The following is a 22,779-nucleotide window of genomic DNA, read 5'->3' on the forward strand; positions in this document are numbered from 1 at the left end:
TAGAAAAAGTTAAAATAAAAGTGGCGTAGTTCGGCGCATTACCCGGGGCAAACGCATCAAAACAGGTGATGGAGTGAGCTTATGGCGTCGGGAAGATATAAGCATCAAACAACATCTTGTTTTTATTGGCTGATCGTGGTTAAATGATCCATGTACTAAAGGGACTTGTATTGACCAACAACAGGCACAAATATTTGGATCTGCCTAAATTGCGCCATCAGTTTAGTGTTAACCATGATAAAATATAAAATATTGATGATCAAATATTTACAAATATTTTACCTGAAATGTGTTAAGTTATGTTAACCCAATTAGATACGTTTGCCCTGGCACATTATAATGGGCCGAGCTTTAACCCAATCAACCACTCACTATTACCCCAACAAATCCACTTTAAATAACGGCTTAACTCTCTTTTTACTGGCCTGCTCGTAAGCATACCCCAGCTTAATAATATCGCCTTCTTTCCAGGCTGTGCTGAAAAACGACAGGCCAATAGGCAAGCCATGTAGCAATCCCATGGGTACAGTAATGTGCGGATAGCCCGCCATAGCTGCCGGGCTGGAAAATCCGAAACCGTTGTCATAATCGCCATTTACCAGGTCGATGCAAACTGCGGGGCCGTTGGTGGGGCCTATGATGGCATCCAGTTTGTTATCGGTTAAAATTTTATCTATTGCTTTGCGGGTGCCGGTATTGGTTTGCCTTACGGCTTTTAGGTATTCTTCGGTATTTAAGTCGCCTTTGGCCTGGGCCAGTTCAAGGGTTTCCTGTTTAAAAAATGGCATCGCTTTGGCCTCGTTTTGCTTGTTATAGGCAATTACATCGGCCAGGGTTTTTACTTTGCTGTTGGCATTGCTTAAATACTGGTTCAGCCCATCTTTAAATTCATATAATAAAACAGGGAACTCGCTTTTGCCGATATCTTTCAGCTCTTTATTCAACTCAACTTCAATTACGGTAGCGCCTTTGCCTTCCAGGGTTTTAATAGCTTCTTTTAACAAGGATACCATACCTGGGTTGCTTTCCATTGCCGATTTTTCGACCCCAAGGCGTTTGCCTTTTAAGCCATCGGCATCTAAAAATTTGGTGTAATCAGCCTCTGCCTTGCCTTTGCCGGCCAGGGTAAAACTATCTTGTGGGTCAACTCCGGCCAATGCTCCTAAAAAGATAGCCGCATCCTTAACGGTGCGGGCCATAGGCCCGGCGGTGTCCTGTGTTTTGGAAATAGGAATAATGCCCGACCTGCTCCATAACCCTACGGTAGGTTTTATGCCCACCAGTCCGTTTACTGACGATGGCGATACTATTGAACCATCGGTTTCGGTACCAATGGCTATGGTGCATAAATTGGCCGCTACAGCGCTGCCCGATCCGGCGCTTGAGCCGCTGGGGTTACGATCGAGAATATAGGGGCATTTGGTTTGCCCGCCCCGGCTGCTCCACGCACTGGTAGAGTGTGTTGACCGGAAGTTTGCCCATTCGCTTAAATTGGTTTTACCCAATAAAACGGCCCCGGCATCGCGTAATTTGTGGATAATAAAAGCATCTTGTTTGGCAAAATTATCAGCCAATGCCAGCGAGCCGGCAGTGGTATGCATATTATCGCCGGTGTTTATATTATCCTTTATCAGCACGGGTATGCCATGTAAGGGGCCGCGTACTTTGCCTTTCTCCCGCTCTTTATCCATAGCATCGGCCATGTTTAAAGCATCCTTATTTAATTCAATAACGGAGTTTAGCTTAGGGCCATTCTTGTCAATCTCGTCAATTCGCTTCAGGTAAAGTTCGGTAAGCAGGCGCGATGTATATTGCTTTGCCTTCATTTTTTCCTGCAAATCGGTTATGGTAGCTTCGGAAAGTTCAAACAGATCGTCCTTACTGTCTGTAGCGGTGGTATCTGGTTTTTTATCGTCTGCTGCTGGCTGGCTGCATGATGAGGCAACCAATGTTGATAACGTAAGGCCAGCTAATGACCCTGTTTTTAGAAAATTTCGTCTGTGCATAACCGGTTGTTGAAAAGCATCTACAAATAACAAAATATTTGTGGGATAAAAAATTATCAACCTAAAATGTTACAACATGCATTTGTGTACAGCCGGTTTATGCACAGACGATTAGCAGTTAACGTTTGGCATATATAATTAACGATGCTTTCGCGATAACATTCTGGTTTAGCATAAACCCAACCAACGCTGGCGATGCCTTATCGCCAACACCAAGCTTGTCTGTTTTTAAGGCAAAAATGGTAATAACATAGCCGTGCGCAGCATCATTTACCGGCGGGCAGGGGCCGCCATAACCCGGAACACCAAAATCGGTGTTGCCATGTATGGCACCGGTGGGTAACTCATTTGCAGATTGACTGCCCGCGCCTTGTTTAAGTTGATGAACACTGGCAGGGATATCAAAAACAACCCAATGCCACCAGCCGCTGCCGGTAGGGGCGTTTGGATCGTACATGGTAATAGCGAAGCTTTTGGTGCCTTGTGGAGCATTTAGCCATTCCAGCTGCGGCGATTTGTTCAGCCCCGTGCAACCAAATGTATTTGATGCAAATTCATTGGTGAATTGCCCGCCCAGGTCGGTGCTTTTTAATGTAAAGGTTTGTGCTTTGGTGCTCAAGCAGCTTATGACTGCAAATAAAAATAAGAGGAACTTTTTCATGATTTTTTGGATATAAATAATATCCAAATGTGGCTTGTTTTCCCGCGCAGGCGTTAATGCCGGCGGCTCAAAAACTATTGAAAACAGCTCATGCTTCTTGTAAGTTCATCTGGTATTGTTTTGGGCTTACGCCAAATTTTCTTTTAAATGCCGATGAAAAGTTCGAAAGGTTGTCGTACCCAAAATCGATATAAAGTGATGTTGCATTTTTACCCTGTTCCAGCTCCTGCCGGGCTACCTCAAGCTTTCTCTCGCGAATGTATTTACCGGGGGCCATGTGGTAAACCTTTTCAAAGTCGCGTTTAAATGATGCCAGGCTCTTGTTGGCCAAAAAGGCCAGCTCATCAAGCGTAAGGTTATTGAACAGGTTGTTCTCCACTACGTTTTTTAACAGCAATTCGGGCGATGGGGTGTTACTTCGTAACAGGCCGGTCAATTGGCTGCCGTAACTATCCAGCAAAACTAAAAGCAGCTCTTCTACTTTATTGGCGGCCAACAGGTATGGTAAATTTTGCCCCTCCTGTATCAGCGTTTGTATGCTTTTAACATAGTCGGCAATATAATTAGTTTGCCTGAACTTAATATAGTCTGGTGTTACCTGGGCGGTCCGCGAGTTTAATTTATGTCGGTTTAAAAAATCCTGGGCGAAGGCCGACGAAAAGAATACCAATATACTGCTGTATTGATGATCGTTTAAAGTATGCTCGGCCATAATGGAATTTCCTTCGGGAATCACAATCCCTTCGCCGGTACCCACAATGGTATTATTGGCCGGGCGAAAAATTGCTTTCTCGCCATTAATTACAAAGCTGATGGCATAGCAGTTAAATACAACCCTGCTGTTTTGCAGGCTATCCTTTTCGGTATAATGTACAAATGAAATATCGCCGGCGGTTATGCGCCGTTGGTTTTCGGTAGCTTGGGGTATGTAAATGTTGGTCATCAATTTATCTCTTCGCCGGTTAAATCTGTGGGTATAGCAGTTAAACCCTGTTACAGTATTTGCTCGGTAGTAGATTTTGGGATTTGCAAAGCCGGGTTAAAATTAGGGATTAGCTGTTTTATTTTATCGCTGCTGGAGTTGTTTAAATCCAAAAAAGACCATGTTTTACCACCATCCTTACTTATTGCCAATAAATAGCTGTGACTGATTATATGAGCATTTGGCAGTTTGATGGTTAAGTTCTCGGGCACAAGGCAATGGGTTTCGGCACCTGCTTTGTAAAATTTTCCGGGAGAGCCTACTGTTGCGCTTTCAAAAATCATTCCCTGGGTTTTCATTTGTGCCATACCCTGGTTAACTATCGATATCATTTTTTGCTTACCGCCCGCCATCTGCACTGCTTTAGGATAAGTATGGTTTATAATAGTTGCGTAATCGCCGGCTATCATGGCCTGGGCTAAAATATTAGCTTGCTGTTTTACTGTAGCTGTATCCTGGGCTAATAAGTTTAACGGCAAAATAGCAATGGCGAACAGATAAATTGTGATTTTTTTCATGGTGTATATTCAAAAGCCTTTTTTATGGACGCAACTTGAATCTAATATAGGCTTTCGGCAGGTTAAAAAAAATAAAATTTAGTTTAGGTGTGCCTTTACGTCGTTGTAAATATTGATATGAATTTTGCATGTGTGATAAAATCAGTATGCCTCAAAACACTGTGGGTTGCAAATAACAGCGCCGTATCGCTGTATAAATTCCATTACAATGCATAAGCCGCTTTCATTTTAGGTAACTTCATATTTAAAAACATAAATACTTCCTGATGGTGTTAAAATGTCTGATCAAAATAGTATCTCCGGTCATTTTAATGGCGGGCTTGCATGGGTGCAGCCATGGTAAACAAGTATTTAAGAGCGATTGCAATGACGATTACTCGCCCGTTTATAAGCGTGTTCCTTTTACCGAGCTGGTAAAAAATCTTAAAAAATACGATAGGCAATATGTAGAGGTTACCGGTAAATATATTGAAGCGCCAGAGCAATCAGCTTTGTTTAATGATAGCCTTTTTGCCGATCACTCGGCAGGGCATGCCATCTGGATAAATTTTAACCCCGATTGCCCGCTTTATTTAGAGGGAACGCGAACAGGTCTTTTTCAATATAATAATGGCCAGTTTACACAAATAAATGATAAGCAGGTAACTATAAAGGGGCGGGTGGATGCCCACGATACCGGGCACCTAAACCAATATAAAGGGGCTATTGAAAGAATCAGTTATATCAATTTATAATGGGAGCCTTGTCCGGCTGTTTTTGATATAACTGAAGTAAATATTGGCCCTAAATCTCCAGCTTTAAACCATCATAAGCCAGCCGGATATTGGGTGGTAACTCTGCGGATATCTCCTGGTGTTTGCCAAGGCGATGACTTATATGGGTAAGATAAGTGGTTTCGGCGCCAATTTCGATGGCGAAATCAATCGCCTCATCGAGTGTAAAGTGCGAGATATGGGTTTGCTTTTGCAGGGCATTGATCACCAATATTTTGGAGCCCTTTATTTTGTCTTTTTCGGCCTCCGATACGGTTTTAGCATCGGTGATATAGGTAAAATCATTTATCCTGAAGCCCAGTACCGGCAGCCGATAGTGCAAAACTTCGATAGGGATAAATTTTACACTGCCGATATTAAAAGGATCTAAGCTGATGGGGTGCACGGTAACCTGTGGGATACCGGGATATCCGGTACCATCAAATACATAAGGGAATTCGCGGGCAAGCGCGCGCTGAACCCTGAAATCGGCGTAAACATCTACAGGGCCTTGCTGAAAATAGTTGAATGCCCGGATGTCATCCATCCCGGCTATATGATCTTTGTGCTCGTGGGTGTATACAATGGCATCCAAGCGTTTTACGCCAGCGCGCAGCATCTGGTACCTGAAATCGGGGCCCGAATCAATAACGATGGTTTTATCTTCGGCTTCAATTAAAATAGATGTGCGTAAACGCTTATCGTATGTATCTGCAGACGTGCACACCTCGCACCCGCAGGCAATAACAGGTACGCCCTGCGATGTTCCGGTACCTAAAAATGTTATGGTCACAGCTGCAATTTTGTTTGTTTTATTTCCTGTAAAAATGCAACCTGTTTTTCGTCAAGCAATCTAAAATCTACTTCCAGTTCGCGGAGTAGTTCAACCAGGGCCAGAATTTTACTTTCCAGGTTCGAAAACCGGTTTACAATCACCATACGGCTGTTTAATAGCAGGCACGCCCCGGTTTTAAAGTTGCCTTTCTCGTACCGCACCTTGTAGCCTGCTGTTTTGAGCAGTATCTCCAATTTTTCGAGTGTATGGTTGGTAGCGGGTAGCATTATTTCAAAAGTAGTAAATTAAGTGTAATTACAGGTTCATTTTTGGATATGGATGCCTTTGGTTTAAATAGCTTGTATCGGTATATTTATAAACCAATTGTAATCCTGTATCATCATGAAAAAAATTATCGTTTTTGCTGTTTGCATCATTTACATCAATGTAGCTTTTGCACAGCAAACAAAAACCTATGCCGAAAAGCTGGGCTGGCCAAAAGGCGCACGCGTAATTATTTTGCATGTTGACGATGCAGGGATGTCGCATGAATCAAACGATGGTTCGCAAACGGCCATAGAGAAGGGTGTGGCTACCTCAACCAGTGTCATGATGCCCTGCCCGTGGGTCCCCGAATTTGTAAAATACCTGGATAAGCACCCCAATACTGATGCCGGCCTGCATTTAACCTTAACATCCGAATGGGATAATTATCGCTGGGGGCCACTGGCGGGTAAAAGTATTGTACCCGGCCTTACAGATAAACAGGGATGTTTGTACCCCAGCGTTGTGGCTGTTTATTTTAATGCATCGGCAGATGAAGTTGACAAGGAAATAAGGGCGCAACTGGATAGGGCTTTAAAAATGGGGTTTAAACCCACACACCTTGATTCGCACATGGGTACCTTGTTTGCCAAGCCGGCATTTACTGAAAAGTATATTAAGCTTGGAATTGAAAAGCAAATTCCGGTAATGTTCCCCGGGGGCGATGACCTGTTTTACCGTGCCGAAGCCCGGGCCGCTACCATAGCCGAATTAAAACAACAAGGTAAATATACCGAAGGTATGCCGATACCCGATCCGGCTGTTTTGGCCAATGTTAAAGAAACCGGGGCCATGATCTGGAGGGCCGGGCTGCCTGTACTTGATGATCTGCATAACTCAAGTTACGATTGGCAGATGCCCGATATTGATAAAATGACCGATGCCGAAATTCAAAAATGGTATACCGATCACTATATCGAAAGCATTGGCCGCCTGTCGCCTGGATTAACCATGGTAATTATGCATTGTACCAATCCCTCGCCAAACTTCGATCAGATATCCGATACCGGAAAAAAACGCAAGGGCGACTTACTGGCCATGCTCGATCCACGGTTAAAAGCGTTTTTGAAAGAGAAAGGATTTATACTAACCACCTGGCGCGAAGTAATGGAAAGGAGGGTGAAGGCAGGTGGGCTTTAGATATGCAGATGTGCAGATTTCAGATGTGCAGATTCTGGGTGCAGATTTTAGATGTGTAGATTCAGAAGTATACATCAAATGTTACGTCATCTGCCCACCTGCCGCATATCTGTAAATCTGCTTTTTCATCTGCACATCTGAAATCTGCACATCTGCATATCAGGTTAGTTCTGTATCAACTTATACTTTCCTGATTTGATTAGCTTTTGCTGCTCGGCCGAAAAAGAGGTTCGGCCGCCAAAATCCTGTACCCAATAGCTTTTATATTCTGCTACGCCAACTTCCTTAAAGTCGGGATTCATCAAGTTTCGGCAATGGCCTTCGCTTTTAAACCAGCCCTCCATCACCTCGGCTATACTTTGCTGGCCCTGGGCAATGTTTTCGCCTATGGCAAAGCTTTTAAAACCTTTAAACTTATAGCCTGCCAAAACGATCCTATCTTCCATACTGCGGCCGTCTTTACTGGTATGGCTAAAATAATTGCGTTTAGCCATATCCTTTGCATGGCCGGTGGCTGCATCAAACAGTTTATTGTTCCAGGTTAGGGCAGGGGCGGGTGGGAAATACTTATCACCACAATTGCAGCCCCTGGCCCGGGTTTGGTTTATCCGGGTTAGAAACTCGCTTTTAAATTCTTCGGTTTGCCCGTAGGCTTTGCCGCAAATTAATAATGCGGCAACTAAATATATAGCGCTTAAAAATGATTTAGTCATATACTTATCAGACAAACAAAACTGGATGAGGTTTAGTATGGCGCAACTAAGAAATTTGTTGAATAGTTGAAGGCAGCGTTATTGATCACTTGGCATAGTCCTGATAGGGTTACTGAATAAAACATGACTACTGCCTCGGTTTCCGGGGCCTTATACGCCAACGGCTTCGCTTTTTACGCTGYACGTAATAGATCATTACTACTATTGCCATAACTGCAAGGGCAATGATAAGCGTTACAACGAGACGGTATGCCTTGCCGAGGCGAGTTTGGAGCCGCGTTTGAAGCTGGAGGTATATACTTTTTTTTTGACGATGATAGAATCCTGTTTTTTAATCTGAATAGAATCTTTTTTGGCAACCATTGCCAATTTGGTTTCCTCCGCTTTTTGGATGCTGTCGTCTAAAAATTCATGTCGTTTTATGGCAACGGCAGCTTTGTCGTAATTCTTCATATGCCGGTATAAATCGGCATAACCTACCTGTACTGCCGATTCATTCCTGGGGTCTTTATTTTTTACTGCGATTTTAAGTGCCTCATTCAGATCGCGCATGGCCAGTGTGTAATCTTTAATATCACCTTTTATAGCCGATAGTTCAATTAACGATGAAATGATGTTAGGAACATCGTGTTTTAAACGGGAGATGTTGTTTGATTGCAATATGAACCATTTGGCCTGGCTGTAATTATGCTGAGAGCGGTATATTTTTGACAGGTTGTTGTAACAGGTACGTAAACCTAAAGAATCATTAATGCTTGAGTATACATGCAACGCCAGCATGGAGTAATTTAACGCTTCGTTTTTAAAATAGTGTCTTAAGTTCCTGTTGCTAACTGTATCATAGTGCATGTATTCTTCGGCGATAGCATTGTAGATAGGACCCTTTAAAGAATCGCTTGTGACCTGTAATTTTTGCTTAAGGCTATCCAGGTCACCAGTGTAGGCTGATAATTTTGATCCGGCTAAAAGGATAAAGATGAGGCAAGTAAGCAGTTTCTTCATATAGGGGTTATCGAATATAGCAATATGTTTTAATATTACTTAGTCAAATAATGTGCCCGACTACTCAAATTGCCTGCCCGGCCGAATAAAATTGATATGAAATATTAATTCCTGCACTGTAGGGGCGCTTTTTGCACTAAACATGGGCGAGTTTTTTTTTAAACAGCGGCGCGTTTTTTTTGAACATTTCATTTGGTACACAAAACAGGACATCATTTACGCCCGGTATAAGTATTATGTACTAAACAATAGTCTGTTCGTAACGGGTGATAAAGTGCTGCAGTGTCTTTGATCGTTTCAGCAAAAAGTTGAAAAGGAAAATGCCGATGGATGCGCAGGTGATGCCCGCCAATACATCAAGCACATAGTGGTGGCTGGCATATACAGCGGTAAACCAGATGCCCAGCATTACTATGGCAAAAAATAAATTTGCTTTGCCAAGGCGGTTTTTAATGCCATAATATAAAACAATAACCGGGTACGATGAATGTAATGATGGCATTGCAGCAAATACATTTGAACCTTTGGCATAAATAGACTTAAAAACGCCTGCGTGAAAAAATTCATCAAATTTAGCCAGGCCAGCTGTATTACCCTGGGTTAAGGGATGAAATTGCAAGCCATGGTATTGCACATACCAGGGTGGTGCAGCCGGGAAGGCATAGTATACCACAAAGCCCAATAAATTAACCAGTACAAAGGTGAGGGAAAATTTAAGGAACTGTTTTTTATTTTTAAAGAACAAAAAGGTTGCAAAAGCAAGCGGCACGGGAATCCAGCACAGGTAAAATATACCTGCCATAACATCCATAACCGTGTTGCCGTTTGCCCGCCAGTATTCATTGGGGGTGAGCAGGCTGCCTTTGTAATGGATGCCGAACAAGCGTTTCTCGAAATTATAAATATCGGCTATGTGTACGGTATTGAAATTGTAATTGGGGAAGGCCTTCATATAATCAAATATGATCCAGTATACAATGAAGATGCTGAAACCAAGAATGAATTTTCGGGTAACCGCCGATGCGTAAAAAAGGGAATTAAATATCAGTACAAGCGTTAATTCATCGCTTTTATAACCTATTAAAAAGTAAGAGAGTACTAAATACCCTATCGAGATGAGCGAAACAATAAGTACCGTTTTGGTATTGATTGTTACACTGTTATGCGCGGTAGTATTCACCTTATTTTTTTAAAAATCCGGAACGGAATATTTTGTCCCACAGCGGCGAGCTTACACCGTAGCCCCTGTCGGGATCCTGGTAGTGGTGCAGCATATGGTGTTGCTTTATTTTTTTAAACAGGCCGCTTTTAAAGTTAAAGTGATGCATAGCATAGTGCGATATATCATAAAACAGGTAGCCTAATATAAAGCCGGGAAAAAAGCCAAAAACATTATCGACGGGCAATATCCATTTAAATAAAAAGAAAAAGCCGGTAGCCAGCGGGATACTTAATGACGGCGGCAATACCAAACGTTTGGCATCACTCGGGTAATCGTGGTGTACGCCGTGCATAATAAAATGCAACCTTTTCGCCCATTCCCAGTTTTCGTTGGGTTTAAGGTGAAAAACAAAGCGGTGCATAATGTACTCGGTAATTGTCCAGATAAATAATCCCAGGATAAACAGTTCGGTGTATTTTATAAAACCAATACCCGCGTTAAAGGCCAGGTAGGTTGAGTAAATGATAACCGGTACAAAAATATACAAGGGTACGGTATAATGCACCTTTGATAACCCCTCTAAAAAGTTGCTTTTAAACATCCTCACAGACTCCTGTGAGTTAGATACATAATTCTTTGTCGCCATAATATATCAGGTTTAAAATTTTTAACTATTTCTTCGCCTGTTATTTTAATGTTTTGTTTTGATATAATTTATTACCAGGAACTGTAGTACAGCCCTTGCACGAAGGTACGATAATTTAGCCGGGGTCTCAAGTTGTAAGTTCAAAGTCTTGACCTGTCAGTTATCAGTTGAATTTCATATAACAAATATCCAATCCCGCTTCAGGCTTATAACTTGCTGCTCTAAGCTTAAGCTGCTTCTTCCTCTTGTTTTATTAAAGCTTTTTTTGCTTCTCTTAACCGGTTAAAAGCGGTAATATTGGTTAGCACAGCCAGTAATACCAATGGGAAAGTAAATATCGATATCGGCTCAAATATGTGAAATTTAACACCTGGTATAAACAATTTATAATTGCCGCCAATGTATTGTGCAACTATACCGCTTATTAACGCGCATACGCCAATAGTAACCACACGCTCGGGCCGTTGCATTAAGCCGCCTTTTACTTCAACACCCAGGCCTTCGGCCCGTGCCCTTACATAACTTACCATCATCGAGCCTATGAGGGCTATAAACGCAGCTATCGAGCTTATAAAATAGTGGTGCCCAACCAGGTAATAACAAATACCCAGGAACATGATTAACTCGCTGTAACGGTCAAGAACGGAATCATACAAGGCGCCAAAGGTTGATTTCATGTTGCCTAAGCGGGCTACCTGGCCATCAAGCATATCAAATAAGCCGGCAAACAGTATTAAGCCACCTGCCCAGCCCACATAACGCAAATCGCCGCGGTTACCTTCTTCGGCACCTAAAATAAAAATGGCCGCAACACCCACGTTCAGCACAAAACCAATTGATGTAACTGCGTTTGGTGTTAATCCAACCTTGATCAGAATTTTTACAACGGGATCAATCACCCGGTAAATACCTAATTGCAGGTTTGTTCTAAGCGATATTTTTTGTTCCATTTTTGTAATAGTTTGATGTACAAAATTAAAAATCAAATTTAATTCTGGTGCGTATACCCCAATTTGCTACGTTCGGATGATTAAGGTAGTTAAACCTTTCCACAAAATCAACACGAATTAGCTTAAATATGTTTTCGATACCAACGCTTCCCTCAACATAAGGAGTGCGGCCTAATGAATAAGTAAGGGGCACTCCATTAGCATCAACAGGTAACTGGTACAGTGACGGGTGTATCGAAGGATTATTACCATCACTTAAGCCACCCCAAAGTACCTTAAAGGAAGCGGTTTCGCGCCATTTTAATTTTTTAAACAAGGGCACTTTATTAAAGAAGAAACCCATAAAGTGCTGATCAATCCTTACACCTTCATAATGATCATAAACAAACTCCAAAAAGTTCATCAGGTTATAGGAGTCGATATCATAGGCATAGGTTTGATTGGCGCGGGGAATTGATAACAGCGGATATGGTACTGTTCCAAACACCTTGCCACCATATACGGCTACATCGGCATAACCTAACTGCGATTCATAAACCCGTTTATCAATACGGGCATCAATTTTTTGGTAATTATATTCGCCACCAAAAATATTTTTTACACCCGCTGTAAATTGTACCTGGTAAATAGGATATTTATWGGGTAGCGGGGTACGGTAAATTTTGCCCTGGTAAAATTCTTCGTTAGGCGCGTACCTTAAACCTGCGGTAAATTCTGTTGTAGTTAAATCATGAACCGGATGTGTAAGGTCATTAGCCGGCCTGAAATATAATGATCCGGCAGGCTCCTGGTTCCATGCGTTAAAACCGGCGCTGTATGAAAAATGGCTTTCAAACTCGTGTACGTAATCAATTCTATAATTATCGTTGTACAGGTATTTGTCATTTACCCCACGTTTGAATGACAACAGGAAGTTATCCTCTTGTACAAACTGAAGGTTGGCCCCAGGTATTTTCGTATCACGCTGAAAGCTAGCCCTTAAATAGTTTTGTGGGAATTTATAGATTGATTTATTATTAAGCGAATAAGTTGCGCTCAGGAAATATTTCCAGCGTTCGTCTTTAAACCCGTAAGCCGCGTAAGTTTCAAAATAGTAGCGCTTGCTTAATGCCGGTGTGGTACGGCCCCCAAACCTAAGTTTGAAACCTTCTACAGGGTTAAAGCTATAAAAAGTGTTTGCAGGGCCAATTTCAAATTTGCCAAAGCCTTTGTAACCCGCAAGTAACAGCGTAGCAATATCAACCGTACGCTTATAAGATGGCATATCTTTTAAGCTATCAATGTTTTTATAAACTTTTGATTCGGCCGTAGTAAGCGTATCAAGCCTGTTTTTTTGCCAGAAAGCGTCCGGTCTGTTTTTAGCTTCATCCGAGGCTTCTTCTGATTGTTTATTGTAAGCTGTATCGGGCCGGGGCTTGTTTACAACATAGTTACCCAGCGTAATGGTACGGGTACCAAACAGGCTGCTTTTTGCTTCTTTTTTTGATGCTCCAAAATCGGCGGTGGTGGTACTCTTACTCATGTGGTAACGCCCGTCCGGATTTTGTTCAAACGTTAAATCTACCTGTATCGACCGGATAAAGTTGATGTTGATATTTTTGTTTACAATAAGGTTGGCCTTTTGAACCGCATAATTACCATCGAGAGTAATATAAATCCGCCCCTCAAATAATACATCGGTAGTGTTTCTTGGAGTAAAGCTTAACTCAACCAGTTTATGATTATGCTCGTCGGTAATGGTATCGGTGATGAAGAATTTGTAGTAGTTAGGTGAGTTATCTGATATCGGGCTTAAAAACTGGCTGGTTATTAACAGCACATTGTTATCATAGATATTAACCTTGGTATATAAGTGCTTGAAATATTGTGTAAGGCCGGCGTTATCAACAGCAGGGCCAAAGTTTACATTTTTTTCACCCAGTACAATTTCCCTTGTTTTTTCGGGCGTTTTACGATAGTAATTCTGCGATATTTTTTCGTTCAGGAAAATAGGTAAGATGGATTTTCCGGGGACAGTGGTTGAATCCCTGTTATCAAGGATGAACTTATATTTCCTGAAAAATTTACGATCCGAAAATTTTGCCGAAACATTGGCTGCCCCAAACATCATTTTATCGTACTCGCGGTACTCAACATAATCATAGGCCTCCGGGCGGTTTTTTTCTTTATTTTCAATAACCTTACGTATCAGTTCAACGGCGGGGTTGTCTTTATTGCGGTATTTGGGTTTTTTGCCGGCTTTAATAGTAACCTGGGCCAATTGCTGGGCCGATGGAAAAAGCTTCACGTTAATAACCTGCTCTTTACCTGGTACTACAGCCAAAAACGCGTCTTTGTATCCCAAAAAGGAGATTTTTATTTGCTTATAAGTTTGGTTGGTTATTGACAGGCGGTAATTTCCATTATTATCGGTAGTAACCCCGGTGGTGGTTCCGGTAAAGCCAACCACTACGTAGGGAAGGGTTTGTTTATTGCCCGCATCAGTAACCTTGCCAGTAATAATAGTGGTTTGGGCAAATATTGATGTAACGGAAAAAAAGAATATTGAAAAGAATAGACTTTTGTAAATTTTTTTAAACTTCATGTACTTTATGCAATTATGCAAATACAAACCTTTTTTTGAATGATAATATAATCTCGCCCCGCTATTTAGCTAACCTTTTGGTTACCGATATTATTAGTTATCAGTTTAAATTATCAGGCCGATCAATCATCCGCACTGATCCCACTTTTTGGACTAATCAGGTGGTAAACCTGTTTTAAATAGGTTTAATGCACCTTTTATAACTCCTATATCACGCTTGTAACTGCGTTCCAAAGGTAAAAAAAATCCCTACAGACTAATGTGGTCAAAAAGTCAAATATTGTCTGCGGTAGTTACAACAACGGTAATCATTTAAATAAATTACCTTGAAATTATACTAATAGCTAAATAATGATAATAAATACATAGCAGGGCATACTAATCAGTATTTGCATATACGTAACCTGTAGAAGTACAGTCTTTAACAAAAAATATTGTTACAAGAGTACTAAAAATTGCAGGCCTGCTGTACAGCTACCATAAGTATTTAACATTTATTAACAGCTTAATTGATATTTGGCAGCTTAGCAATTAATAAACTTAGGTTTAAGGATGGCTTATAAACAAATCAGCCGCATAAAGATCGGACTTTATACGGCTGATTTTCATTTTATTACAATTTATTATGCTTCCTGGGCAAACATATCGTCATAATAATCTAAACCAAGGTGGGTTATCAAATCTTCGCCCATTAAATAACGAAGGGTGTTCTCTAACTTGATCAATTGTTTAAATATATCATTCTCGGGATGTAAACCCTCAGCAGTTTGGGGCGATTTAAGGTAAAATGATAACCATTCCTGAATACCACTCATGCCGGCACGTTTGGCCATGTCACTAAATAAAGCAAGGTCAAGCGCAATAGGAGCGGCAAGGATAGAGTCGCGGCAAAGGAAGTTAATTTTGATTTGCATTTTGTAACCCAACCAGCCAAAAATATCAATGTTGTCCCAGCTTTCTTTGTTATCGCCATGTGGTGGGTAGTAATTGATACGGATTTTGTGGTAAATGTTACCATAAAGCTCCTGGTTGTCTTCGGGTTTAAAAATATCTTCCAGCACGCCTAATTTTGATACTTCTTTGGTTTTAAAGTTATCAGGATCATCCAATACCAAACCATCGCGGTTACCTAATATATTGGTAGAGAACCAGCCGTGTACGCCTAATGAACGTGCTGCAAGGCCCGGAGCCAGAACTGTTTTCATTAAAGTTTGGCCGGTTTTAAAATCTTTACCCGCAATAGGTGTTTTGGTTAATTTCGATAGCTCAATTAAAGCAGGAATATCAACGGTTAGGTTAGGGGCACCGTTTGAGAAAGGCACACCTAATTTTAAAGCTGCGTAAGCGTATATCATGCTTGGCGCTATCAATTTGTCGTCATCTTTTAACGCCTGTTCAAAAGCAGCAAGCGATTGGTGGATGGCCGATGCCTCGTAATAGATCTCTGTCGATCCGCACCATACCAATACAACACGGTCTAATCCGTTTTGCTCTTTAAAGTTTTTGATATCCTCCATTACCTGTTGCGCCAGCTCATAGCGCGTTCCGGTTTTAACGTGGGTACCCCTTAGATTTTTAGCGTAGTTTTGATCAAAAGCGGCCTTCATCGGTACAATTGCTTCCAATGCTGGTTTTACGGCATCCAGTAACGACGATTCCAACACCTTAGCGTTTGATGCAGCCTGGTAAACATTGTCTTCATAAACATCCCAACCGCCAAAAACAATATCGTTTAGCTGGGCAAGCGGTACAAATTCGTTAATTTTAGGGTTACGGTTTTCGGTACGTTTGCCTAAACGGATGTGTCCCATTTGTGTAAGAGAGCCGATTGGTTGCGAAATGCCTTTTTTTACAGCTTCAACGCCGGCAATCAGCGTGGTGGCTACTGCGCCCAAACCAGGGATAAGGATACCCAGTTTACCTTCGGCTGGAGAAATTTTGATTTTCATTATACTTATTTATTGTTTAATTGTTGGGGGCAAAAGGGCTGTGTAAATGATTTGTCGCCGTTTTACCTTTTGTTGTTTTTAAAGTTGCGTTTATTGATAAGTTCTTGATTATCAACTTACTTAAACGTTTAAGTAAGTTGATAATATTTATGTTTTAGTCAATTTTAATACTTTATGTAATCATGTTTTTTTGCCGGGCGTTACAACCAGTCGTTGGCCCTATACCACTTTAGTGTTTCAATTAAGCCGGTTTGTAAATTGTAGGCCGGATAAAACCCCAGCTGCGACTTCGCTTTTTCGATATCAACCGACCAGTTAACGGCCATGAGTTCGTCAAGCTTCTCCATATTTATAATGGCGGCTTTGTTGCTCAAAGAACTCACTTTTTCTGATACAAAGGCTATTATTTTTACAAATATTACAGGTAAATGAAATTTAAAGGTTTTTAAGCTCAAAGCTTCCTTGGCTAAGTTGGCTAACTCATATTTACTGTAAAAATTGCCGTCGCTCAAATTATAATCTGTATTGTTTCCGTCGTACAATGATTTTATGGAAGCTTTGGCTACATCCTTTACATATATAAAGGTTAGTTTTTGATCGGCCTTGCCCATATACGGCTCAAGGCCTCGGGTAAGCTGCTTAAAAAATATAAATATTCCTGTATCCCTTGGGCCATAAATAGCCGTTGGCCGCAATATAGTATAGTTTAAATTTTCAACCGTCCTTAACTGTTCTTCGGCCAGTAGCTTACTGCGGCCATAAGCAGTAACCGGGTTGGGTTTGATAGTTTCGCTGATGGTGCCGGATAATGTTTTAAGCGGCCCAAGTGCTGCCAGGCTGCTGATGAGCACAAACTTTTTCAGGTTAATGCCCGCCTGTACCGCGGCAGAAGCGAGGTTGAACGTATGGGTGGCATTAATATAGTTATAGGCCGCCTGTGATTTTGCTGCCGTAACGCCGGCCGCGTGGATAATATAATCGGGCTTGATATCGGCCAGTTGTTGTTTTAGTGCAGTAAGGTCGCGGTAATTAAGGTTGACAAATTTGATATCGAGATTTTTCAGGTGATCTGTTTTGCTGCTTTTGCGCACGGCGGCATATACCTCAAGGTTGTTGTGTAATGCCTCTTCGATAATATGAAACCCAGCAAAACCGCTTGCCCCGGTTATCAAAACCTTTTCCCTCATATCGTTTTTTGGTACAACCTGTATGTTTTATACGGGTCGCCTTTGATGGCTTCTATAGCCCGGTTTACCATGTCATTATGCTCTAAAGTCCAACCGGCTTCGGCGTGTTTAAAGCCTTTGGCCTTGTACTCTCTGATAATAGTACCATATAAACAGGCCTCAATACCCATTTTACGGTAACCATCTATTACCCCTAACGCATAAATGCGGATGCTTTGTATATTTTTTTTACCAAACAGCAGTTTAAATATGCCGGTTGGCAACAAACGGCCACGTTTTATTTTCTGAAAAATCTCGTTATAATTGGGCAGGGCCAAACCAAAGGCTACTATTTTGCCATTTTGCTCGGCAACCAATGCAAAATCAGGATCGAGGATCAGTTTAAGATCTTTGGCCAGGTAATCAAATTCCTCGTCGGTTAAGGGCACAAAGCCGGTATTACTATCCCAGGCCGAGTTATATACTTCGCGAAGCTTGGCTGCTTCCTCTTTGAATTTTTTTAAATTTACTTTGCGGATAATGATATTGCTCCGTTTTAAACGCTCCTCTAAAGAGTTTAATAACCTTACCGATTTATCATCATATTCCTGCCCGTCCCAGTGCCATGCTATCATGTCAACATCCTTACCAAAGCCATAGCTTTCAATAAGGTTGGCGTAATACGGTTTATTGTAGGTGTTCATTAAAAACGCCGGGCTATCAAAGCCTTTAATCAATAATCCGCAAGATTCATTGGTGCTAAAGTTCACCGGGCCTAAAAGCTGGCCGGTTACACCTTTGTTTTTAAGCCAGCCGGTAACTACATCAAACAACAGGTTTGAAACCTCGGTGCTATCTATACAATCAAAAAAGCCAAAAAAACCATCGTTTTTCTGATTGTATTCGTTGTGGGCGTTATTCAGGATGGCTGCGATACGGCCTACAATTTTATCGCCGTCGTAGGCTAAAAATGGTTGTAACTTGTTATGCTTATGAAAAGGGTGGATGGTTAGCAGGTCGCGCTGGGCTATAAACAGTTCTGGAACATAGTTTGGGTCGCCCTCATACAAATCATGCGGAAAATCAATAAATGAAGCCAGTTCCTTTTTGGAACTAACAGTTACAATTTTTATCATGAGTGGTTTGCACTAATTGGTTGCCCTAAGGGCTATATGAACGTAAAAGTCCGTGTGTACAGGCTTGCTTTTAATAAAACAGCAGCCAGTCATACACACGGACACTTTATATGGTTATATTTTTTCTTTAACAGAAGTAACGCCTACTTCTTTAAATACTTTAGTCAGCTTTTCAACAGCTTCTTCAATTTGCTCAAATGTATGAGTAGCCATTAATGAGAAACGCAGCAACGATGAATCTGAAGGTACAGCCGGCGAAACAACAGGGTTAACAAAAATGCCAGCCGCTTGCAGTTGTTTGGTTACCAGGAAAGTTTTCTCGTTATCGCGTACGTAGATAGGCAATATCGGACTTTCGGTTGGGCCAAGGTCAAAACCTTCGTCAAGCAAAAGTTTCATAGCATAATTGGTATTATCCCAAAGTTTCTGAATCCTTTCGGGTTCTGATTCCATAATATCCAATGCTGCAATTACACTGCCAACAGATCCTGGTGTCATACTCGCGCTGAACATTAACGAACGGCCGCGGTGTTTGATAAAGTCAACAGTATCCTTATCGGCAGCAATAAAACCACCTAATGAAGCTAATGACTTACTAAAGGTTCCCATAATAAGGTCAACATCCTTGGTAAGCCCAAAGTGCGATGCAGTACCTGCTCCATTATGACCGATAACCCCAAGGCTATGCGCATCATCAACCATGATGTTTGCACCATATTGGTCGGCAAGCTGAACTATTTCAGGTAACTTAACAATATCACCTTCCATGCTGAAAATACCATCAACGGCAATAACCTTTACAGCTTCTTCGGGCAATAATGCCAGCTTGCGCTGCAGGTCGTTCATGTCATTGTGGGCGTATTTTAACACTTTTGAAAACGAAAGTCGGCTACCATCAATGATACAGGCATGATCGTATTCGTCTAAAATAATGTAATCATTACGTCCGGTAATGCAGGATAGTACGCCAAGGTTTACCTGGTAGCCTGTGCTAAATAAAACGGCGGCTTCTTTACCAACTAAAGTGGCAAGCCTGTTTTCTAACTCAATATGAATATCCAGTGTACCATTTAAGAAACGCGATCCGGCACAGCCTGTGCCATATTTATCAATCGCTTTTTTTGAAGCTTCTTTAATTTTTGGGTGATTGGTAAGGCCTAAGTATGAGTTAGATCCAAACATTAATACCCTTTTGTTGTCAATTAATACTTCAGTGTCCTGAGCAGACTCAATAGGCCTGAAATAAGGATACAATCCCTTCTCCCGGAGCATATTTGCAACCTGGAACTCGGCGATCTTCCCATGTAGTTTTTTAACCATGTATTAACTCTGCTTTAATTTTGCGTAAAAATACCATGAATAAGTGTATAACTTATACGGTAAATGTAATTTTTTTTAAATAAGCTTTCCCGAACGTTTAAGTTCTGACAAAGCCGTATTAAACCACATGGCAAATTAATTAAAATTTTTATTTATTTGCTATCCCTTATTTTCATTTTTTTGTAAAAACGGCCAAAACACGTTTTTTGTCGCATTTTTATAAAGTTTACGTAAAATTTTTGTGGTTGATGCTAATTTGCTAATATTAACCACATATTCGCACATTCCCTATATAATTTAAACTAAAACTAAGTGCAGCTGCATTTGTAGTTTAGGTCGGCGACCATTGACATCTATTTCCTCTGTATGAAAAAACTAAAGTACTTATCCCTCTTAACGATAGTCAATTTAACATTAATTTTACATTCGCAATCTTTCGCGCAAACAGGTGCTGATACAATTACCGGGCCAGTTACGTTAAAGCAGGCTGTTGATTACGCGTTGCGCAACCAGCCGGCTGTAAGGCAGGCTTCTATTGATGAGCAGATTAACGAACGTGATATCAGGATCGGCCTATCGGGATGGCTGCCCCAGGTGAATTCATCGGGCCTTTATAATTATTATTTTAAAGGACAGCCGCAGGCGGGTTCATCAGGAGCCAACATTCCGTCAAACGCGGGCAGTATCCGTAACCTGTCAACCCTGGGTGTTACCGCATCGCAGGTTATTTATAATAATGATGTGCTGCTGGCTTCAAAGGCGTCAAAATATTCGAGGGAGTACTATAAGGATAATACGCTAAGCAGCCAGATAAATGTGGTAACAGATGTAAGCAAGGCTTTTTTTGATGTGCTGTTGTCACAAAAACAACTGGATATTACCAATGAAGATATTACCAGGCTGCAACGGAGTTTAAAGGATGCTACCAACCGGTACCAGGCAGGCGTATCTGATAAAACAGATTTTAAACAGGCAACCATCGCCCTTAATAATTCAATCGCTACCCGTAAATCAACCGAGGAGTCTATCAAAAGTAAAACTGCTTATTTAAAACAAATTATGGGTGTAGCCGGGCCCAATACACTTACGCTGGCATATGATTCATCACGCTATGAGCAGGAGGCTGCTATTGATACCAACCAGGTGCTTGATGTAAATAACCGTATCGAGTACCGGTTGCTGCAAGCCAGTAAAGCACTGAAGATTTTAAATGTTGATTATTACCATTATGGCTTTTTGCCTTCGCTATCGGCGGTGGGTAGTTATAATTATGCCTACTTTAACCACAATTTTAGCCCGCTGTATAGTAATGCCTACCCCACAGGTTATGTAGGCCTAACATTAAACCTGCCCATTTTTCAGGGCGGTAAGCGACTTCAGAATTTAAGCAAGGCGCGTTTACAGGTTGAACGTACCGACCTTGATATTGTAAATACCAAAAACAGCCTTTATACCGAGTATGTACAAGCCCTTGCTGGTTACAAAAGCAATTTTACCAGCTATAAACTGGTGCGCGAAAATGTTGACCTTGCAAAAGATGTATATAAAATAGTAAGCCTGCAATACCGCGAAGGTGTTAAAACTTACCTCGATGTTATTGTAGCACAATCGGACCTGAGGACAGCCGAGCTGAATTATTATAATGCGCTGTTCCAGCTGCTGGCCAGCAAAATTGACCTGCAAAAAGCATTGGGCACATTGCCACTACAATAAATACATAAGATTAGCACTTAGGATATTTTTTTAAAAAGACACTCAAACGAACAAATCATTATAATGAAGAACAGATATATATATTGGTTAGCCCCTGCAGCATTATTGGTATGGGCATCATGCGGCAAACAGGATAAAAAAGGCCCGGCTGCCCCACCGCCAACGCCGGTTTCAATTGCCGATGCCACAGTTGGTAACGCTACCTATTATGATAGCTACCAGGGAACGGTTATATCCATTAATACCGTTGAACTGCGCAGCCAGGTACCAGGGTTTGTAACCGGTATATTTTTTAAAGAAGGCGATATTGTTGAAAAAGGAAAAGTGCTTTATGAAATTGATAAGCGTAAATACGAAGCAGCTTACCAGCAGGCTGCAGCCAATGTATTGAGTGCGCAGGCCAACCTTACCAAAGCACAAAAAGATGTTGACCGTTACAACATGTTGTTGAAAAACGATGCTATTGCACGGCAGACTGTAGACCAGGCCGTTGCAGCTTATGAAACCAACAAAAGTTCGGTTGCAGTGGCCAAAGCAGGCCTTGCATCGGCAGCTACCGATCTATCGTACGCTACCATACGTGCACCATTTACAGGCCGTATCGGCATATCGCAGGTGAGGTTAGGAGCGCAGGTGGCCATTGGTACAACGCTGATGAACACCATATCGGCCGAGCACCCAATTGGCGTGGATGTGGTAATTAACGAGCAGGATATTAACCGTTTTTATGGCCTGCAAAAATCAAGCAGCGATACCACATTTAAATTACAGTTACCCGATGGCACAACCTATAATAAAACTGGTAAAGTTTTAGCTATTGACAGGGGAGTAAGCAGCGGTACTGGTAGTATAAAAGTAAGGATCCAGTTCCCGAACGAAGATGATGTGCTGAAGGATGGTATGAGCTGTGTTTTACAGGTACTTAACAGTCAATCGGGCAAGCGGGTGCAAATACCTAATAAAGCGGTTACCGAGCAAATGGGCGAGTTTTTTGTTTTTGTAACCCGGGATACCACGGTTAAAGATACCGGCGCCGATAAAACCGTAAAAGACAGGCGCGATACTATTGCCAAACAAATAAAAGTAAAGCTTGGCCCACGTGTAAATACCAGTATTGTTGTAATGGATGGCATTAAAGCCGGGGATAAAGTGGTAACCGATGGTTTCCAGCGCTTGCGCGATGGCGGCAGGATTACCCTTGGCGCAGGTGGCCCGCCGGCTGGTGCAGCCCCCAAAAAATAGTATGAACAGATAAGGAAAGATTTAAGCGATTGGCAGGA

General features: G+C 41.6%; 20 protein-coding genes. 4 read left to right on the plus strand and 16 right to left on the minus strand.

Annotated elements, in window-relative coordinates:
* Positions 1-374: 374 nt before the first annotated feature.
* The 4 genes from AC1DU2_RS13980 to AC1DU2_RS13995 form a co-directional block, all read right to left on the minus strand.
* Complete coding sequence (locus AC1DU2_RS13980) at positions 375-2,006, minus strand: amidase (RefSeq protein ID WP_477384991.1); 1,632 nt, start codon at positions 2,004-2,006, stop codon at positions 375-377.
* 118 nt (positions 2,007-2,124) lie between these two features.
* Positions 2,125-2,667 carry a YbhB/YbcL family Raf kinase inhibitor-like protein gene (locus AC1DU2_RS13985; protein ID WP_477384992.1) on the minus strand — a complete coding sequence of 181 codons (543 nt, stop codon included), beginning with the start codon at positions 2,665-2,667 and terminating at the stop codon, positions 2,125-2,127.
* A gap of 88 nt (positions 2,668-2,755) precedes the next feature.
* Positions 2,756-3,610 (minus strand): helix-turn-helix domain-containing protein, encoded by an 855-nt coding sequence (locus AC1DU2_RS13990; RefSeq protein ID WP_477384993.1) that lies wholly within the window; start codon positions 3,608-3,610, stop codon positions 2,756-2,758.
* Positions 3,611-3,660: 50 nt separating this feature from the next.
* Positions 3,661-4,167, minus strand: coding sequence for a hypothetical protein (locus tag AC1DU2_RS13995; protein ID WP_477384994.1), 507 nt, complete (start codon positions 4,165-4,167; stop codon positions 3,661-3,663).
* 266 nt (positions 4,168-4,433) lie between these two features.
* Here AC1DU2_RS13995 and AC1DU2_RS14000 point away from each other — a divergent pair, with 266 nt between their 5' ends.
* Positions 4,434-4,901: a hypothetical protein gene (locus AC1DU2_RS14000; RefSeq protein ID WP_477384995.1), complete on the plus strand. Its 468-nt coding sequence runs from the start codon at positions 4,434-4,436 to the stop codon at positions 4,899-4,901.
* 49 nt (positions 4,902-4,950) lie between these two features.
* Here AC1DU2_RS14000 and AC1DU2_RS14005 read toward each other — a convergent pair whose 3' ends face one another.
* Together AC1DU2_RS14005 and AC1DU2_RS14010 are read right to left on the minus strand one after the other, a co-directional pair.
* Positions 4,951-5,712, minus strand: a complete 762-nt coding sequence (locus AC1DU2_RS14005; RefSeq protein WP_477356234.1) for an MBL fold metallo-hydrolase — start codon at positions 5,710-5,712, stop codon at positions 4,951-4,953.
* Positions 5,709-5,981 (minus strand): hypothetical protein, encoded by a 273-nt coding sequence (locus AC1DU2_RS14010; RefSeq protein ID WP_477356235.1) that lies wholly within the window; start codon positions 5,979-5,981, stop codon positions 5,709-5,711. Before AC1DU2_RS14010 ends, AC1DU2_RS14005 begins: the two co-directional genes overlap by 4 nt.
* A gap of 115 nt (positions 5,982-6,096) precedes the next feature.
* Between AC1DU2_RS14010 and AC1DU2_RS14015 the strand changes: the two genes are divergently transcribed.
* Positions 6,097-7,158, plus strand: a complete 1,062-nt coding sequence (locus AC1DU2_RS14015; RefSeq protein WP_477384996.1) for a polysaccharide deacetylase family protein — start codon at positions 6,097-6,099, stop codon at positions 7,156-7,158.
* A 164-nt stretch (positions 7,159-7,322) separates the two neighbouring features.
* Here the strand turns inward: AC1DU2_RS14015 and AC1DU2_RS14020 are convergent, their stop codons facing one another.
* The 10 genes from AC1DU2_RS14020 to spt form a co-directional block, all read right to left on the minus strand.
* On the minus strand, positions 7,323-7,871 hold the full coding sequence (locus AC1DU2_RS14020; RefSeq protein ID WP_477384997.1) for a CAP domain-containing protein: 549 nt from the start codon (positions 7,869-7,871) through the stop codon (positions 7,323-7,325).
* A 234-nt stretch (positions 7,872-8,105) separates the two neighbouring features.
* Entirely contained in the window at positions 8,106-8,873 is a 768-nt protein-coding gene (locus AC1DU2_RS14025) for a tetratricopeptide repeat protein (protein WP_477356241.1), read from the minus strand.
* A 241-nt stretch (positions 8,874-9,114) separates the two neighbouring features.
* Positions 9,115-10,053, minus strand: coding sequence for a phosphatase PAP2 family protein (locus AC1DU2_RS14030; RefSeq protein ID WP_477384998.1), 939 nt, complete (start codon positions 10,051-10,053; stop codon positions 9,115-9,117).
* Position 10,054: 1 nt separating this feature from the next.
* The gene (locus AC1DU2_RS14035; RefSeq protein WP_477384999.1) at positions 10,055-10,681 is read right to left on the minus strand and encodes a sterol desaturase family protein; all 627 of its coding nucleotides are present in this window, start codon (positions 10,679-10,681) and stop codon (positions 10,055-10,057) included.
* A gap of 227 nt (positions 10,682-10,908) precedes the next feature.
* On the minus strand, positions 10,909-11,631 hold the full coding sequence (locus tag AC1DU2_RS14040; RefSeq protein WP_477356247.1) for a CDP-alcohol phosphatidyltransferase family protein: 723 nt from the start codon (positions 11,629-11,631) through the stop codon (positions 10,909-10,911).
* Positions 11,632-11,656: 25 nt separating this feature from the next.
* Positions 11,657-14,215, minus strand: coding sequence for a DUF5686 family protein (locus tag AC1DU2_RS14045; protein WP_477385000.1), 2,559 nt, complete (start codon positions 14,213-14,215; stop codon positions 11,657-11,659).
* A gap of 623 nt (positions 14,216-14,838) precedes the next feature.
* Positions 14,839-16,164, minus strand: coding sequence for an inositol-3-phosphate synthase (locus AC1DU2_RS14050; protein ID WP_477356251.1), 1,326 nt, complete (start codon positions 16,162-16,164; stop codon positions 14,839-14,841).
* 200 nt (positions 16,165-16,364) lie between these two features.
* A complete protein-coding gene (locus AC1DU2_RS14055; protein ID WP_477356253.1) occupies positions 16,365-17,351 on the minus strand; it encodes an NAD-dependent epimerase/dehydratase family protein in 987 nt (328 codons plus the stop codon).
* Positions 17,348-18,466, minus strand: a complete 1,119-nt coding sequence (locus tag AC1DU2_RS14060) for a GNAT family N-acetyltransferase (RefSeq protein WP_477356255.1) — start codon at positions 18,464-18,466, stop codon at positions 17,348-17,350. Before AC1DU2_RS14060 ends, AC1DU2_RS14055 begins: the two co-directional genes overlap by 4 nt.
* 114 nt (positions 18,467-18,580) lie before the next feature.
* Entirely contained in the window at positions 18,581-19,786 is a 1,206-nt protein-coding gene (gene spt / locus AC1DU2_RS14065; RefSeq protein ID WP_477356257.1) for a serine palmitoyltransferase, read from the minus strand.
* A gap of 366 nt (positions 19,787-20,152) precedes the next feature.
* Between spt and AC1DU2_RS14070 the strand changes: the two genes are divergently transcribed.
* Positions 20,153-21,499, plus strand: coding sequence for a TolC family protein (locus AC1DU2_RS14070; RefSeq protein WP_477385001.1), 1,347 nt, complete (start codon positions 20,153-20,155; stop codon positions 21,497-21,499).
* A gap of 63 nt (positions 21,500-21,562) precedes the next feature.
* On the plus strand, positions 21,563-22,741 hold the full coding sequence (locus AC1DU2_RS14075; RefSeq protein WP_477385002.1) for an efflux RND transporter periplasmic adaptor subunit: 1,179 nt from the start codon (positions 21,563-21,565) through the stop codon (positions 22,739-22,741).
* Positions 22,742-22,779 lie beyond the last annotated feature (38 nt).

It is taken from the genome of Mucilaginibacter sp. P4_C11, assembly GCF_056402115.1.